Source organism: Candidatus Rhabdochlamydia oedothoracis, from assembly GCF_019453995.1.
In the GTDB taxonomy this organism is placed as follows: Bacteria; Chlamydiota; Chlamydiia; order Chlamydiales; family Rhabdochlamydiaceae; genus Rhabdochlamydia; species Rhabdochlamydia oedothoracis.
Genome location: NZ_CP075587.1, coordinates 785,026 through 799,352 on the forward strand (window position 1 = coordinate 785,026; position 14,327 = coordinate 799,352).

Consider the following 14,327-nt stretch of genomic DNA (forward strand, 5'->3'; position numbering starts at 1 on the left):
AGTGTTTAATTTTATGATCAAAATGTTTTACTGCATAGTATTTTTAGAGCAAATGGGAGAAGCTTATCTTTTTTATTTTTCTAAACTAGCGTTTATATATATAATTTTTTTAAATCATCTTTTTATGCTTTGTTTAATTCTTTTTAAAGAACTTCCAGCTGGAATCTTTCCTTGAGATAAAACCTGTTCTTTCTTATTTTTTCTAAAGTAGTTGATTTTATAGATGCATAACAAAAGTTTAGATATGAAACGAACAAAACTTGTAATCATTGGGTCTGGGCCTGCTGCTCTTACTGCCACTATTTATGCAGCTCGTGCAAATTTAGAGCCCATTGTCTTTGAAGGTTTTGCTTCTGGACCAGTTGGTGGGCAGCTAATGACCACAACCGATGTAGAAAATTTTCCCGGTTTTCCTGAAGGAATACAAGGACCTGAGCTGATGGATCGTATGCGTAAACAAGCAGTGCGCTTTGGAGCACAAATTTTGACAGAAGATGTGATTGCAGTAGAGCTGGAAAAAAGGCCATTTATGATAAAGGGACGCCGAACTTCAATACAAGTAGATGCATTGGTAATTGCAACAGGCGCTATAGCTCGTCGCCTTAATGTACCAGGAGCAGGGGATAAAGAATTTTGGCAAAAAGGAGTTACTGCATGTGCTGTATGTGATGGAGCATCCCCTATTTTTCGCAATCAGGATTTATATGTGATTGGGGGAGGAGACACTGCTGTAGAAGAGGCGATTTTTTTAACAAAATATGGAAAGAAGGTCTTTTTGGTACATCGTAGGGAAGAATTGCGTGCTTCTGAAATTATGGCTGATCGTGTAAAGAAAAATCCTAAAATAGAGATTCTTTGGAATCAGGAATTAGTGCGTATCGAAGGGGATACGGTTGTTCGTAAAGTGGTTTTAAAAAATGTAAAAACCCATCAAGAAAGTACTTTTTCAGCGGGCGGGGTGTTTTTTGCCATTGGACATGATCCCAATACCAAATTTTTAGGAAACCAACTGAAGCTAAAAGAAAATAACTATATTCATATAGAGCCAGGTAGCTCTAAAACCAGCGTAGAGGGGGTCTTTGCCGCTGGAGATGTGCATGATCATATTTACCGTCAAGCTGTTACAGCAGCAGCAACTGGATGTATAGCTGCATTAGATGCAGAGAGATGGCTATCTGAAAAAGGACATCTTTAAAGTCATGGCTCTACTTACGAAAATTGCTATTTTTCTTCCTTTAAGTTGTTTTGCTTTAACAACAAAACCTTGGTTATCCGATCTGTTTGAAGCAGATTTGATACCAAGATATACCTATCGGCATTATCCCGACGTACAGGGAGCAACCAAACCCTTTGCTTCAAACGATCAAATTTTATCAATTGGATTAGGAGCTACTTTATCTACACATTTTGATTTTGAATTAGAATTAGAAGTCGCTAATACAGCTCAGCAGTCTTGGGGAATGCGTAGTGGGGCTATGCAAATGCGTTACCTGTGGTTAGATGATGTCGCAGGAGATCCTATAAGTTTCCTTACAGGACTTAGCTTGCGCGATGTCTCTAAACGGAATCTGCGTGATGTGGGCTGTCCTTATTCTGCCCGTATAAACTGGGAATTGTTTTCAGCGATTGGTAAAGAATTCTCTGATGGAGCTAACTGGACTACCCGTATTTACGCTTGGTTAGCGGCAGGAATTGCCACCCGAGGCTCTTGGTGGACAAGGCAAGAGATCTCCTATGAGAACAATTGGTGCAATCGCCATCATTTAAAACTATTTTTGCAAGGGGATTTTGGTTTTGGAGATCTTCGGCAAGTAGTGGTAGATCATTTTAATGGCTGGGGAAGGTATCATCATCAATCCATTGATTTAGGCATATGTTATAGATGTCAGCTAGATTATTATGGTACTTTTAGTCTAAGTTATGCCTATCGTGTGTTTGCAAGAACATTTCCTGAGCGAGTACATTGTCTGACTTTGCTGTATTGCTTTCCTTTCTGTTTGTTTTAATTCTTTGTCCACAGAGCAGTAGCTGTTGCATATGACCTGCAATGACTCATGGAGAGAAGTATACAGGTTCCCTCGGTTTTCTTTTGAAGCTTTGTGCTGAAATAGACAATCGGTTTTCCGGAAACATCGTTGATAATTTCTATATCTTGCCAAGTGATGTGTTCGGTAAAGCCAGTTCCTAGAGCTTTTACAATAGCTTCTTTTGCGGAAAAACGCGCTGCAAAATGAGGAGTAGGGTCCTTGTGTTTTAGACAATAATCTTGTTCTTTGGGCGTAAATATCCGAGATATAAGACGATATCCGTGATTATCGATGCTTTGTCTAATTCTTTCAATTTCAATAATATCTGTTCCAAGTCCTAAAATGTGGTTACTCATGACTCTCTTCGTGCTCATACTCTTGATTGGATTCACCATCCATTGCATTACAAAATACCATGCGTCCTGAACTAGTATGTTTAACAGAAAGAACCTTTGCATCAACCATATCGCCTATATAATTCCCGCCACCATTTATAACGACCATTGTCCCATCGTCTAGATAACCAACCCCTTGTCTAGGTTCTTTGCCATAGCGCTGTACTTTAATTTTTATGAATTCTCCTGCCTGCATCAAAGGTTTTAAGGAGTTAGAAAGGGTATGGATGTTAATGACACGGATATCTTCAATTTCAGCAATTTGCATACGGCTAATATCTGCTGTGAGTAGGTTTGCATCTAAGAGACGAGCTAAGCGCAGTAGTTTGCCTTGTACATCTTTAACATCTGGAAAATCCGTATCATTGAAACGCAAGCCTAATTCAGCGATCAGCTCAATTTTTTTAAGCACTTCTAAACATTTTTTAGCTTTAAGCTTGGAAAATTCATCACCAATTTCCGCTTGAGTATAGAGCTCTTTAATAATAAAGCGTGGAATAATGATTTGATTATCTAATAAACCAGTAGTGGCAAGATCGATAATCCGAGCATCTGAGAGAACAGAGCTATCAATGATTAAATCCTTCTTTTTTTCTGCTGTAGGAGCAAACTTAATGAAAGGGATGCTTACATAGAGTTCATCCGCTGCTCTTAATGTCATAATTGTACCTAGATAGGTACCAAACAAGAATAAGGCAATTTTTAACATCTCTAAAGTTTGAGGTTGTAGGGAAATCGATGCACGACTGATATCTAGAATAGCATCGAATACCAATACCAGAGCCTGTCCCATTAAATAGCCAAGAAAGATACCAATAACTGCAATGTTGAAAGAGCGTAAATTAAACCTTTTAAATAATAGATCAAAGCTAATGAGAAACAATCCAAAGACAAAGCCTATTAATACGCCGATAAGAATATTGGTCTGTATGTTTCCAGAAGTGTTGGAGATCATAAACGTGGTCATGAAAAATATACTTAGGACTACAAAGAGGATGCGGATAAAGGCAACAGAGAGATTCATGAGGTTCTCCTAAGATGACGTAAAACGTTGAATAAAATTTTGTTTTTAGTAAAATGTTTATACTCATTCTAGATAGCAATACCTTTTTTGTCGATAAGCTTAGCTTTGAATTTAGGCTATTCGTTTAACAGAATATTCTGTTAGACTCATTAGACAAACTAACAGGAGCATGAATATGCGCTTAGGTCGATTTGGATGGATTGTAGTAAGTGGAGTAATATGGCTGATTATAGGTGGTTTTTTGCTATCGATGGGACTTTACTTACTGATTTTACAACCCTCTTTACAAAGTCGAGAACATGCCATGGTTTTGTTTTGCTTAGGGTTAGTTTTGGGGTTCATAAAAGGGTATTTTATTCTTTCTAAAACCGCGCAAAAAGCGGTAAAAAGGATATCCTTGATTCCAGAGCCCATTTCTATTCTACAAGTATACCCTCCTATATATTTAGGTTTGGTCATTGGTATGATGTTGTTGGGAATGGGTTTAAGATGGTTAGAAATAACCTCTTCTATTCGAGGTGTCATCGATGTAGCAGTAGGATTTGCTTTAATGAGTACTTCTAGAGTCTATTTCCAGTCAGCCTATATATTAAAACAATAAAGATAGCTTGTTTTTTATGTTTGGATTTTTATATTGGGATCCTAATCCAATGGTATTTCATTTTCTACTTCCTCTCATCCACAGACCATTGATGTGGTATGGTGTTTTATTTGCACTAGGGTTTATCGTAGGATATTCTATTTTTCGTTATTGTTGGCTGCGTTATCGCTTATTTTCTTTAAAATTTTCTAAACAAGATATTATTTGCTGGCCTTTATTTTTACAAAAAAAACATAAGTCTTCCTATCTACATATGCTTTTCGAAGCATTTCCTCAAAAAGTAAAACGATTTTGTCAGCAAAAGCAGGAAAATGTCCCTGAGGAAATTAAGAAAGAGGTAATTCAAGCGATAAATCATACCGTTGATCATCCAATCGATCTTCCAAATCCTCCTCAAGCAGAACCGTCTTTTATAGGCTTTGCTAAAAAATATATGAGCGCTTTTCAAATAGAAAAAGTGCAATCTTTTTTTAGATTGGACATTTGGCTACAGCCTTGGATTTTATCTTTTAGAAAACGCAATACGGTTATCATAGAAAGATTAACCACTTATTTGATTATAGGGATGCTCATTGGAGCTAAGCTTGGTGACTTTATCTTTTATCAAAACTGGATGGTTATTTATCAAAATCCTCAAGCCATTTTTGCCTTTTGGGAAGCAGGTCTTGCTAGTCATGGCGCTGCTTTGGGGATTTTAGCCACCCTATGGTTGTTTTGTCACAGATATAAGCTTAGCACTTTGCATATAATTGATTTAGTTGTTATTCCCACTCCTTTAGTTGGATCTTTTATTCGTCTAGGAAATTTTGTCAACCAGGAGATTTTAGGTGTCCCAACAGATCTTCCCTGGGGGGTAATTTTTCTACACCCTGTAGGATCTGCAGCTATTGTTGCACGCCATCCTGTGCAATTATATGAAGCATTGAGTTACGCAATTCTAACTGCTTGTTTATTTTTTTTATGGAAAAAAGAGCCCTCTTTAACACACAAGGGAAGAATAACCGGTTGGTTTTTCATTTCTGTGTTTAGCGTTCGGTTTATCTTAGAATTTTTTAAAGAAGAACAAAGCGCTTATCTCATATATTTACCCTTTAAAATGGGGCAAATTTTAAGCATTCCCTTTATTTTGTTTGGGGTTTGGCTTCTTTATCGATCTTATAAAAAATCTTTTCGCAGAGCTTAGCATCGATAGGGATTAAAGGAAGAATATCTTGACTTAACTTATCTATTTGACTGTGCAATTCTTGAGAAGAAAGAGGTTTTATATAAATGATATGCCATTTGATAAACCTTTCTATACAAGACTCTGTTGAATAAGAAAATAAGTTATACCAAGCGTATTTATATAAGGTCCATATGCGTCTAGAAAGCTGATCGGCGTATATGACTAATTTAGGATGTTTTTGTAAGTATTCTTCATAAACTTGGTTTACGAATTGTTCGTGGGTCTCAAAAGTTGTTTGCGTCCATTTTTGATGAATAAATTGTAATAAAAAAGGATTTATACCGATTTCAATCTTTTGACAAAGCATGTCTCCTTGGATGACCCAGGGATAGATTTTTTTTTCAATTTCTTTCCATTTTTTATTTTTTATCAATTCTTCTACTTTTTTAAAAAATTGGTTAATTACTTGCAGTAGATAATAAAAACTTTGTTTGGGATTATCAATTAATGCATGGGCAATTTCCTCTTCTATTTTTTTTGCAATACAAGGGGAAATTTTTTGTAATAGCTCTTCATCAAGTGTAAGATTTTTCCAAATAAGAACTTCTAAAAGCTCTTTTTGCTCTGTTAAATTAGGTAAAAGAATCGCTTCTTGGTAGGCATTCCAGATTGTAGAGAGTACATGTTCTACAGAATGGCAAAGTCGATCATTTTCCATTAATGCAAGCTCTGCCATGATAAAAGTATACACCACCTGTGATAAGTTTGGCTTTTTTTCCTTATTCACAGGATATACCGCTAAAATAGCTTCTTGTAATTCAAGTTGAGTTAAAGTTTTTGGCATTTGAGCAGCTAAAGCATAAAGGGCTATAATTCGCTTGAGTTGATTGCATAAAGCGCTCTTTGATTTTTTATACAGACTGTGCCTATGTAGGAAGTTTTCTAAATAGACTCTTTGTTCTTTTGAAGCGAATGCTTCAAAAGAGATAGTGGGATATAGTTTATCTGCAAGGATTAGAGAAGTATAATCATGGATGATTTCTTCAGAAATGGACAAAGGAAAAGCATAAAGAGCGCGAAGGCTCATTAGTGTGTTATGTTCTAGCTGACGATGTGTAATATTAGGGTGTTTTGTCGTTTCTTCTAAAATGGTTTTTACTATCAGTTCATCTATTTGATTATACTCATGGTAAGGACTGATATGATAATTTAAATGAGGATCTAGCTGGCATTGAGTTGTCCAGATCATTTTTGTTAATTCTTCTAGCTGAGGTTCTTCTCCATCAATTGCTGCAATGCATTCACTAATTCGACTTGCCATCTGATAAGCGGGATAATAAGGAACAGAAAAATTAGGCTTTTTTAAATGCAGGTGGTTTTTGAGATTTTGCTTAATTAAAAAAAGGATATTTACTTTGCCCTCATCAGTGATAGCTTCAGGTTGATCTTGAATTTGTTTTGTGTATAAAACAAGTTTTTCCCATGTTTTTTTTATTGCAGAAACACTTATTCGAAATTGAGGGAATTTCTTTTGAAATTCAGGAGTCATTTTTTCTAGAAGATACTGCTCTAATTGCATGGACCAAACTTTAGTCGGAGCATTTGGCATCTCTTGTTTCATTCTTCGAGATAAAAATAAATTTACTTCAGAATAAGGATGATATAGTTCTGGTACTTCATCAATCGGAATCAGATAGGAACAAGAACATTCTTTATTTGATTTTCTTTTTGTAGGCCGATTTAAAGAGCCAAATAAATGGTCATTAGACTTTGTTAGTTTAGTCATGAATTTCTTACAATAAGTAAACTGTTTTTTATAATGTGTATTTTCTTATCTAGCTGAGTTGATTTTTTTTTGTCTAATAAAATTTTAAAATAAATTAGAAAAATAAATGGTTTTAATAAATTTAAAACAAAAAAATCTCGATCAGAACTTACTCTCAACTGTATTTTAACTAATTTTATAATTTTATTTAAAATTCATTAAAATCTGGAAAAGAATTTATTTTCTAATTCATGAAGCATTTTGCAAATAAAAATAGGCTATAAATAAATGTTTTTTTTCTTTTAGGCTTAGGAATAAAAAATCATTTGGTTGCTTTTGTAGAAATTTATGATAAACTATTAATCCTATAAAAGGAGGACTAAGATGTCTGGCTTTTTTCCGTATTTGATCATTTTATTAACTAATTTTGCTTTCTTAAATCCCATGCAATCTTTAGAGGTACAAAAAGTGGAATCTAAACAATCTTTAGAAGAAGAACGAGTAAATCTTAAAACACCCGTTGTTATTTTTGAAACAAATCTCGGTACAATTGAGTTGCAACTCTTTCCTGATATCGCTCCCAAGGCCTGCGAGAATTTTTTAGGTCTGGTAAAAAACAAAAAGTACGATGGAACTATTTTTCATCGTGTCATTAAAGAGTTTATGATTCAAGGTGGAGATCCTAAAGGAAATGGCACTGGAGGAGAATCCATTTGGGGCAAAAGTTTTGAAGATGAAGTAACGTCTGAAAAAATATTCAATAAAAAAGGTCTACTTGCAATGGCTAACTCAGGGCCTAATACAAATGGTAGCCAGTTCTTTATTACAACAACAGACAATGCTTATTGGCTCAATAATAAACATACTATTTTTGGTGAAGTGATAAGCGACTATAAAATAGTAAAAAAAATTGAGGAAAGTAAAACAGACAGAGCTGATAAACCTTTGGAAGAAGTTAGAATTATCAAAGCCTCCGTAAAACCTTAATTTTTCCTATCAATAGGGCTGGAGTTCTTCTAGCCCTTTTAAGCACCTTATATAATTTTTTAAAATACAATTAATATTTAAAGTTTTATAATATACTTTTTATTTACATATTATTATAAATAATTGCACAATGTAAATTAAGAACAAGAATATAATATAATCTATTTTTTATAGAGAGTTTTCATGATTATTGAGGTTTGTGTAGCAGTAAGTACCATAGCCTTTGTGATTTTAGTCATTTTTTTAATTATGACGCTGCGAAACTCTTGTGCAACTTTAAAAAAAACTAAGAATACCTTAACTAAAGTTGAAGGGGAATTAAAGGAGATTTCTGCTGAAAGCCTTACTTTGCTTAAAAATGTAAATGATTTAACCGTAGATATAAAAGAAAAATCAGAGGCCTTAAATTTTCTATTCGATCCACTCCTTAAGCTTTCTCATGGAAAATCACATAAAGCAAAAAATAGCTATGAAAAACTTACAGAAGTAATTAATTATGTGGCAGATGCAGTGATCCTACTAAAAAAATAAAGGACGAGTAATATGTCAAATCTAAATAAAGATACAAAAAATATTCTTTTGGGGACTCTTATCGGAAGTGCTCTTGGTGCTAGTGCAATTATTCTTTTAAAGAGCTCTTCTTATAAAGATAGAAAATCTACCCTGCACTTAATAGGGAAAGCTCTTGCTAATGCAGGAGAGGTTGTCAAGGACAAAATTGAAGATCCCGAGAGTTTACTCAAAGAGCTAGATAAGAAAATTGCAAAAAACGAAGATAAGCTGGCCGACATCTTAGAATTAGCAGCTGCAGGAATGCAGCTATGGAAAAAACTGACAAAATGAAGGTAAATATGTTTCAACCAGATCATTCATGTAAAAATCTATTTTTGGGGACCTTTTTAGGAATTGCTCTAGGGGCTCTTACTACTTTATACTTAGATACCAATGGAGGAAAGAGTCTTCAAAAAGATGTTGTAAATAAATTATTTAAAGAAGTTAAAAAGCCTCGAGTTAAAAAAATCGCTAAACGAAGTAAAAAACAACTTAAAAGTTAAAAAAAACATCTCTTATTAGCAAAGTCGTTATTTGCTATTTGAACCTATCTTAAATTTAATTTACTTTTTAAAAATATTAGGAGTTATGCAGTTTTTTATAAGCTATAGCTGAGTTTCGAAATGCCCAAAAAGGCTGGTTGCGAGATTTTATTTTTATCTTCCTATTTACCAGGCTTAAATCCAATTGAACTATCTTTGGCTAACTTTAATCAACTCTTAATAAATTTTCCACTCTTTCAGAAGCTATTGATTAAGCGTTTTTACAAATGTGCTTAATAGCTGATGGTGTGTAAAATGCTCCAAAGTGGTTTTGGGCAAAATTGACAACTTGTTTAGCCGAACTAGGAACTTCTTCTTTTACCCTATATTCCTTACCCCCCAGGGTACAGGACATTAAAAGAGTAATTTGAATTTTTCTGGAAATTGTCCATTCCTTATTTTCCGCAGCCCTTATTATTGAAGCTATATTAAAAAAAATCATCTCATTTTTAAGTAAATTTTGTTTAGTTTTTGACAAACTAGAACATTCATTAACCTAATTTTTGATTTAATAGATCCCCTATGTATGGATGCAAGGAAGCTGAGTACGATTCTTGCTTTGAAAATAAATAAGACAGACAAAAATGATGCACGAGGAATCGCAGAAGCCCTTCGATTAGGTATGTATACATGAGTACACTGTAAGCCCCAAGATTCAGTAGAAAAAAGCATTTTGTTAGTTTCCAGAAGAGCGCTAATTAAACAGCAAACCCAGTTAAAAAATAGTGTAAGGGGCTTGCTTAAAAGTTACGGAATACGATTGGGATCTGTGGGATCCAAAAGATTTTCGTCTGTGGTTGTAAAGCAGATAGAAAAACAGGAAAAAAGTATTGTTCTGAGCATAACCTCTCTATTAAATACCTTTGATAAGGTAGTTGAGGAAGTAGAAAAACTGGATAAAGAAATGCTTAAGCTGGTCAGTCAAGATAAAGAAGTACAACGGCTTATGACAATCCCTGGCGTAGGACCTGTAACAGCATTAACCTATAAAACAGAAATTTTTGATCCCACTCGTTTTAACGATTCTAAATCAGTAGGAGCCTATCTTGGTATGACGCCTAAACAGTATGCCTCCGGAGAGGTGCAAAGACAGGGAAGAATTTCAAAATGTGGATCCAGTGAACTTAGATCTCTATTAGTTGAAGCCGGAATAGTAATGCTGACACGAAGTAAGAAATGGAGCAAGCTAAAAGCTTGGGGATTAAAAATCATGAGAAAAAAAGGAATGAAGAAAGCCGCCTTAGCAGTAGGTAGAAAGTTATCCGTAATTATGCATAAGATGCTGATTGAACAAAAAGAATTTATTTACGGTGAGCCAAAGGCAGCTTAAAAACGCATTTTTTTAGAAATAAAAACATTAGGAAAAGTGACTAAAATTTTTTGCAGGAGAAAACCGAAGAAATAGGTAAAGACGACAAATGAGTTGGCTCTTAGAAGCCGTAATATACATTGTCTTGCCCATTTCATTTCGGATAGCATAATGGAGCGAAGAATCTAAAATAGTTTTCTTCAAAAAGACTCCGCAGAGAACCCTGGACTTATCTCCCGCATTAAACTTTGCTGTCCTAAGATCTTAAAAAACGCCTTTTATTTTGCAAGCAAAAATCGGCTCGGAGAGCTTATGAAGAATTAAGAGAATTTATATTCCCCTTTTGTTTCAGGCAGACGACTTATCCCGTGTCTTTGTAAGCCATCGATGAAGGGTAGATCTTGTAAGGTTAAGGAATAGTGGACTGTAGAGTATACAAACAATCATCCTAAGGAAAGAAGGGTATGCTTGCGAAAGGCAACAATTATAGCCTCTTCTTCATTGCTTAGGATAGTGGAATGAATCTTTTTAGGCCGCCCCCATAGGAGCATCGTGCTGAAACCCTCTCCTCCTCCACTTAAGAACAGTTTTAGGGTTGAGACTCAACTCATCTGCTAATTTGGCTATGCTCTTTTGACTATTTTGTATTTTCCGACGTATCGCCTCAGTTGTTTTGGCGCACCCATGTACTATTTGTCCCATAATGTTTCCTTTGATGCTAAATGTTCATAGTATACACCATTATACTTTGGGACTAAACAATAAAATCCATGTCAAGGATATGGTTCATTAACGATTTTTATAGAGACGCCTTTAAATAGTAAATCACGGGATGAAACAGTTAAAGCCGTCCAAGGACTTATTAGAGAATTTATTAAAAATTACCAGTTTGCAAATCCTCATCAAACTCAAAAGCCTGTATTTTACATCTACGGAGATTTAAAAAAATCTAGTGGAGATTTAATTTGTGTAATGAAATCCTGCAAATAAAGAGAAGAATTATATGAAAAATAATCGCACTATAAAAATGCTCTTAGGGCTTTGTTGTTTGCTCTCAAGTGGTTTTTTTGCTGAAGAAGTGTCTTCTGATTGTCAAAGCGAGCTATCGCAAATCAATGAGGAGATTGTCTATTTAGAAGAGGTAAAAACTCGTTATCATGCATTGGTTTTAATCCATGAAGAGCAAGCTATGCGTTGGCAGTTTGATCCTCATTTAAAACAAGAAGCCAGACGCTCTTTGAAGTTGGCAGATTCTGAGCGTAGAGTGATTCAAGAGATTCAAGAGCGGATTGATCACTTATACATTCGTAGAGATCAACTTCTTAAGTCCTCTTAAGAGGTTTTTTCATGAGCCAAATCACAACGTAAATAAACGCTCCGGATAGAGCTAAGTTTAGCGTTAGACTAAGACCTGCTAGCTCTAAAGCGATAGGAGGGAGTTTGTATTGAGTAGAGATCATTAAAATTCCAGCTCCTACTTCTCCTCGAGGCCACATAGCAACGCTTAAAGCGGTTCTCTCTTTTAAACTTACTTCTTTTTTGTAGCAGAACATAGGGAATAATTTGCCTAGATTAGCAAGGATTGTCAGCATAAGCACATGAAAGAGGAGCATCGTCCAGGAGATATGACCAAAAGATATTTTAGCTAAAGAACATCCTACAAGGAACATATATATAAATTTAAGGCTACTATCAAATTTCATAGCAAGGGGCGGATCTATTTTCTTATGGGGGGCTTTGAGGATGCACCCTAATACAAAAGCTGGTAGTAAAATTTCAAGATCTAAAACATCAACTGCTTTAAGAGATTCTACCAACCCTGTTAAAAGCACCGCATAAATAAAAATGCACAGTTTGTTTGTAGGGAGAGATACTCGGTGTAAATAACGGTAAGCAACGATTAAAAGAAGTATGGTAATCAGTAAAATAAAAGTGATTTGAGATTGCAGACCGATGTATATAAGCTGAAGAGGAACAATAAATAATACGGTATCTAAATCGTCAAATATAGCTAAAATTCGAACCTTTTTAAATACCCAAGTGCCAGCCAGGCCCGCAGCCATTAACATGGCAAATAAAAGACCTGTTGAAGTAGGTGCAGCAAACCTTCCAATTAAAGCTGCTTGCTGAAGTGTTAGGTCCAAAAATAAGAAGAAATAAGCACTACAAAAAATCCAAGGAAAGGCTGCTGCAGTCATTGCAATAAGGTAATCTTTCCCATAACTTTTGAGATTTTTTTTATTTAAATCAAACTCTATGCCTACTTCGATCATAATATAGGCCAAAAGAGTTAGAGTGAAAAAGTGTAAATAGCTTTGATAAGGAGTTAGATAAGCGGTTTGTGAAATGATAATACCAACTACTAAAAGCAAACTATATATGAAAATCTTGTACATAGGGTTCTTATTCCTTAGGTCTAATTTCTTAAGTAAAAGATCTATGCACAAAAAGCAAGTGAATTATCACTAAAAATCAGAAGTAGCAGCTCTCAGAGCGGTCTCAAATAGAGAGTGCAAGCTATTTTCTACTTTTTCATCTTCCAAATGAGGCTCCCACTCTAGCTGAGTGTGAGAGTCGCTGATTACAACCATTGCCCCTAAATCGATTTGATGAACATGAGCTATAGCAAATAAAGCAGCTGTTTCCATTTCAACAGTTAACACTCCTTCTTGTTGAAAATGCTGGATTTCCAATGAGGTTTGTCTATAGAAACCATCTGTTGTCCAGGTGCTGCCAATGTGATGAGAAGTATTTGCTTGTTTTAATAAGTCGGTTAAGAGATTAGTCATACGGCGAGGGGCATGGATATATTTGCTAGCTTCTATGTAATGATAGGAGGTTCCTTCATCGCGAACGGCTTTTTCGAAAAGCACAATATCACCAATGCCTACTTTATCATGAAGCGTACCAGCTGTACCTATACAAACGAAACGGGTGACCCCCCAAGCAATGAGTGCTTCCATTTGATGGGCAGCAGCAGGGGCGCCGGTTCCTAAATAAGCAATGGCAAGTGAAGGAAAGTCATCTAGAAAGAAAACCTTTTTAAAACAACCCTCGTAACTTTTATGTTTGTATTTTTGTAAGATGGTTTCTAAAAAACGCCCATGAGAACAAAAAATAATGGCTTGAGGGGAGCTAATTGTAGGCAGCAATCCTTTTTGACGATTGTATTCCAGCCATTTAGCTGGGGTGATTAAAGAAGGATGGTTATATTTTTCATGCAATTGAGGTAACATATTTTTTTAGACCTTTTTAAATTATAGAAATGATAACACAAATCAAAATAAAATATGAATAAATTCATTTAATTAAAGTAAATTTTATTTACTTTTGGTTTTTTAACCATCCATAGATTAATCCTAAAATTATTCCAAAAACCACATACCCCAATAGTAAAAGCGGCCTTATAAAGAGATATACTTCAGAAGGACACTCGGTTTTCATTTTAGCCATAAGCATTATAAGGTTGATTACCCATAAAAGCACTCCATATAAAGGTCCCCAAATAATGGCTCCTATGGGCTTTTTGGAGATTTTACAAACAGCTACAGCAAATATAGCTCCTAAAATAGCTGTTAAAAACAAATAGAAGAATAAACTGCTAAAGATGTTAGATAAGCCAACTAGCTCCCCAATAACTAGAATAGAATCGAAATGAAGCAAAGCAAAGGCAAGAAGTATTCCTGCAAAAATTCCACTTAAAACACCAATAATTAGATTTCTTTGAGAAAAAGTCCTAGTTTGCATTGAATCCCTTTATTTATTTTATTATCATCTTATGTAATTTACTGCAAAAAATGAGTTGTACCAAAAAAAAAAATCTGGAATAGTTTCTATTCTATAAAAAATTAGTTTATGACTTATTTAGAACCTAATATGATTAGAAAAGATAATGTAGAACTCTGTCCCTGCGCTAGTGGTTTATCTTATCAAACATGTTGTAGGCCTCTTCACAATGGT

Annotated in this window: 16 protein-coding genes and 3 pseudogenes; 11 read left to right on the forward strand and 8 right to left on the reverse strand. The window is 34.9% G+C overall.

Translation table 11 applies throughout. The annotated features are described in order from the left end of the window. The first annotated feature begins 244 nt into the window (after positions 1 to 244). Both trxB and RHABOEDO_RS04410 read left to right on the forward strand, forming a co-directional pair. Entirely contained in the window at positions 245 to 1,195 is a 951-nt protein-coding gene (trxB, locus tag RHABOEDO_RS04405; RefSeq protein ID WP_215216610.1) for a thioredoxin-disulfide reductase, read from the forward strand. A 4-nt stretch (positions 1,196 to 1,199) separates the two neighbouring features. Continuing rightward, entirely contained in the window at positions 1,200 to 2,006 is an 807-nt protein-coding gene (locus tag RHABOEDO_RS04410) for a hypothetical protein (protein ID WP_215216611.1), read from the forward strand. Here RHABOEDO_RS04410 and acpS read toward each other — a convergent pair. Together acpS and RHABOEDO_RS04420 are read right to left on the reverse strand one after the other, a co-directional pair. Continuing rightward, complete coding sequence (acpS, locus tag RHABOEDO_RS04415; protein ID WP_215216612.1) at positions 2,003 to 2,383, reverse strand: holo-ACP synthase; 381 nt, start codon at positions 2,381 to 2,383, stop codon at positions 2,003 to 2,005. The two genes, RHABOEDO_RS04410 and acpS, sit on opposite strands and share 4 nt — an antisense overlap. Further along, positions 2,376 to 3,446: a PIN/TRAM domain-containing protein gene (locus RHABOEDO_RS04420; protein ID WP_245397566.1), complete on the reverse strand. Its 1,071-nt coding sequence runs from the start codon at positions 3,444 to 3,446 to the stop codon at positions 2,376 to 2,378. Before RHABOEDO_RS04420 ends, acpS begins: the two co-directional genes overlap by 8 nt. Before the next feature lie 175 nt (positions 3,447 to 3,621). On the opposite strand from RHABOEDO_RS04420, the gene RHABOEDO_RS04425 reads away from it, so the two are divergent. Both RHABOEDO_RS04425 and RHABOEDO_RS04430 read left to right on the forward strand, forming a co-directional pair. Then, positions 3,622 to 4,047, forward strand: coding sequence for a hypothetical protein (locus RHABOEDO_RS04425; RefSeq protein WP_215216613.1), 426 nt, complete (start codon positions 3,622 to 3,624; stop codon positions 4,045 to 4,047). 16 nt (positions 4,048 to 4,063) lie between these two features. Then, positions 4,064 to 5,230 (forward strand): prolipoprotein diacylglyceryl transferase, encoded by a 1,167-nt coding sequence (locus RHABOEDO_RS04430; RefSeq protein WP_215216614.1) that lies wholly within the window; start codon positions 4,064 to 4,066, stop codon positions 5,228 to 5,230. On the opposite strand, the gene RHABOEDO_RS04435 is transcribed toward RHABOEDO_RS04430, so the two are convergent. Beyond that, complete coding sequence (locus RHABOEDO_RS04435; protein WP_215216615.1) at positions 5,169 to 6,998, reverse strand: hypothetical protein; 1,830 nt, start codon at positions 6,996 to 6,998, stop codon at positions 5,169 to 5,171. The genes RHABOEDO_RS04430 and RHABOEDO_RS04435 overlap by 62 nt on opposite strands. A 423-nt stretch (positions 6,999 to 7,421) precedes the next feature. Here RHABOEDO_RS04435 and RHABOEDO_RS04440 point away from each other — a divergent pair, with 423 nt between their 5' ends. From RHABOEDO_RS04440 to RHABOEDO_RS04455, 4 genes are all read left to right on the forward strand, one after another. Next, the gene (locus RHABOEDO_RS04440; protein WP_215216631.1) at positions 7,422 to 7,964 is read left to right on the forward strand and encodes a peptidylprolyl isomerase; all 543 of its coding nucleotides are present in this window, start codon (positions 7,422 to 7,424) and stop codon (positions 7,962 to 7,964) included. A gap of 183 nt (positions 7,965 to 8,147) precedes the next feature. Further along, positions 8,148 to 8,495: a DUF948 domain-containing protein gene (locus RHABOEDO_RS04445; RefSeq protein ID WP_215216616.1), complete on the forward strand. Its 348-nt coding sequence runs from the start codon at positions 8,148 to 8,150 to the stop codon at positions 8,493 to 8,495. Between the two features lie 12 nt (positions 8,496 to 8,507). Next, the gene (locus tag RHABOEDO_RS04450; RefSeq protein ID WP_215216617.1) at positions 8,508 to 8,807 is read left to right on the forward strand and encodes a hypothetical protein; all 300 of its coding nucleotides are present in this window, start codon (positions 8,508 to 8,510) and stop codon (positions 8,805 to 8,807) included. Further along, entirely contained in the window at positions 8,786 to 9,019 is a 234-nt protein-coding gene (locus RHABOEDO_RS04455; RefSeq protein WP_220017813.1) for a hypothetical protein, read from the forward strand. The genes RHABOEDO_RS04450 and RHABOEDO_RS04455 overlap by 22 nt, the downstream gene beginning before the upstream one ends. A 250-nt stretch (positions 9,020 to 9,269) precedes the next feature. On the opposite strand, the gene RHABOEDO_RS04460 is transcribed toward RHABOEDO_RS04455, so the two are convergent. Next, complete coding sequence (locus RHABOEDO_RS04460; RefSeq protein ID WP_215216619.1) at positions 9,270 to 9,536, reverse strand: hypothetical protein; 267 nt, start codon at positions 9,534 to 9,536, stop codon at positions 9,270 to 9,272. A gap of 171 nt (positions 9,537 to 9,707) precedes the next feature. Here RHABOEDO_RS04460 and RHABOEDO_RS04465 point away from each other — a divergent pair. Further along, a pseudogene (locus tag RHABOEDO_RS04465) lies at positions 9,708 to 10,388 on the forward strand (IS110 family RNA-guided transposase); the annotation flags it as partial. 314 nt (positions 10,389 to 10,702) lie between these two features. Here RHABOEDO_RS04465 and RHABOEDO_RS04470 read toward each other — a convergent pair. Further along, a pseudogene (locus RHABOEDO_RS04470) lies at positions 10,703 to 11,069 on the reverse strand (transposase family protein); the annotation flags it as partial. 301 nt (positions 11,070 to 11,370) lie between these two features. On the opposite strand from RHABOEDO_RS04470, the gene RHABOEDO_RS04475 reads away from it, so the two are divergent. Next, a complete protein-coding gene (locus RHABOEDO_RS04475; protein WP_215217576.1) occupies positions 11,371 to 11,703 on the forward strand; it encodes a hypothetical protein in 333 nt (110 codons plus the stop codon). On the opposite strand, the gene RHABOEDO_RS04480 is transcribed toward RHABOEDO_RS04475, so the two are convergent. The 3 genes from RHABOEDO_RS04480 to RHABOEDO_RS04490 form a co-directional block, all read right to left on the reverse strand. Continuing rightward, positions 11,690 to 12,763 (reverse strand): cation:proton antiporter domain-containing protein, encoded by a 1,074-nt coding sequence (locus RHABOEDO_RS04480; protein WP_215217575.1) that lies wholly within the window; start codon positions 12,761 to 12,763, stop codon positions 11,690 to 11,692. The genes RHABOEDO_RS04475 and RHABOEDO_RS04480 overlap by 14 nt on opposite strands. 69 nt (positions 12,764 to 12,832) lie before the next feature. Beyond that, positions 12,833 to 13,603 carry a nucleoside phosphorylase gene (locus tag RHABOEDO_RS04485; RefSeq protein WP_215217574.1) on the reverse strand — a complete coding sequence of 257 codons (771 nt, stop codon included), beginning with the start codon at positions 13,601 to 13,603 and terminating at the stop codon, positions 12,833 to 12,835. Between the two features lie 88 nt (positions 13,604 to 13,691). Beyond that, positions 13,692 to 14,114, reverse strand: coding sequence for a hypothetical protein (locus RHABOEDO_RS04490; RefSeq protein WP_215217573.1), 423 nt, complete (start codon positions 14,112 to 14,114; stop codon positions 13,692 to 13,694). A gap of 129 nt (positions 14,115 to 14,243) precedes the next feature. On the opposite strand from RHABOEDO_RS04490, the pseudogene RHABOEDO_RS11440 reads away from it, so the two are divergent. Next, a pseudogene (locus RHABOEDO_RS11440) lies at positions 14,244 to 14,315 on the forward strand (SEC-C metal-binding domain-containing protein); the annotation flags it as partial. Positions 14,316 to 14,327 lie beyond the last annotated feature (12 nt).

Coding starts and splice junctions, on each gene's coding strand:
- acpS (WP_215216612.1), bottom strand. CDS start 2,383: ATGAGTAACCACATTTTAGGACTTGGAACAGATATTATTGAAATTGAA.
- RHABOEDO_RS04430 (WP_215216614.1), top strand. CDS start 4,064: ATGTTTGGATTTTTATATTGGGATCCTAATCCAATGGTATTTCATTTT.
- RHABOEDO_RS04420 (WP_245397566.1), bottom strand. CDS start 3,446: ATGAATCTCTCTGTTGCCTTTATCCGCATCCTCTTTGTAGTCCTAAGT.
- RHABOEDO_RS04485 (WP_215217574.1), bottom strand. CDS start 13,603: ATGTTACCTCAATTGCATGAAAAATATAACCATCCTTCTTTAATCACC.
- RHABOEDO_RS04475 (WP_215217576.1), top strand. CDS start 11,371: ATGAAAAATAATCGCACTATAAAAATGCTCTTAGGGCTTTGTTGTTTG.
- RHABOEDO_RS04455 (WP_220017813.1), top strand. CDS start 8,786: ATGGAAAAAACTGACAAAATGAAGGTAAATATGTTTCAACCAGATCAT.
- trxB (WP_215216610.1), top strand. CDS start 245: ATGAAACGAACAAAACTTGTAATCATTGGGTCTGGGCCTGCTGCTCTT.
- RHABOEDO_RS04425 (WP_215216613.1), top strand. CDS start 3,622: ATGCGCTTAGGTCGATTTGGATGGATTGTAGTAAGTGGAGTAATATGG.
- RHABOEDO_RS04480 (WP_215217575.1), bottom strand. CDS start 12,763: ATGTACAAGATTTTCATATATAGTTTGCTTTTAGTAGTTGGTATTATC.
- RHABOEDO_RS04445 (WP_215216616.1), top strand. CDS start 8,148: ATGATTATTGAGGTTTGTGTAGCAGTAAGTACCATAGCCTTTGTGATT.
- RHABOEDO_RS04490 (WP_215217573.1), bottom strand. CDS start 14,114: ATGCAAACTAGGACTTTTTCTCAAAGAAATCTAATTATTGGTGTTTTA.
- RHABOEDO_RS04435 (WP_215216615.1), bottom strand. CDS start 6,998: ATGACTAAACTAACAAAGTCTAATGACCATTTATTTGGCTCTTTAAAT.
- RHABOEDO_RS04450 (WP_215216617.1), top strand. CDS start 8,508: ATGTCAAATCTAAATAAAGATACAAAAAATATTCTTTTGGGGACTCTT.
- RHABOEDO_RS04410 (WP_215216611.1), top strand. CDS start 1,200: ATGGCTCTACTTACGAAAATTGCTATTTTTCTTCCTTTAAGTTGTTTT.
- RHABOEDO_RS04440 (WP_215216631.1), top strand. CDS start 7,422: ATGCAATCTTTAGAGGTACAAAAAGTGGAATCTAAACAATCTTTAGAA.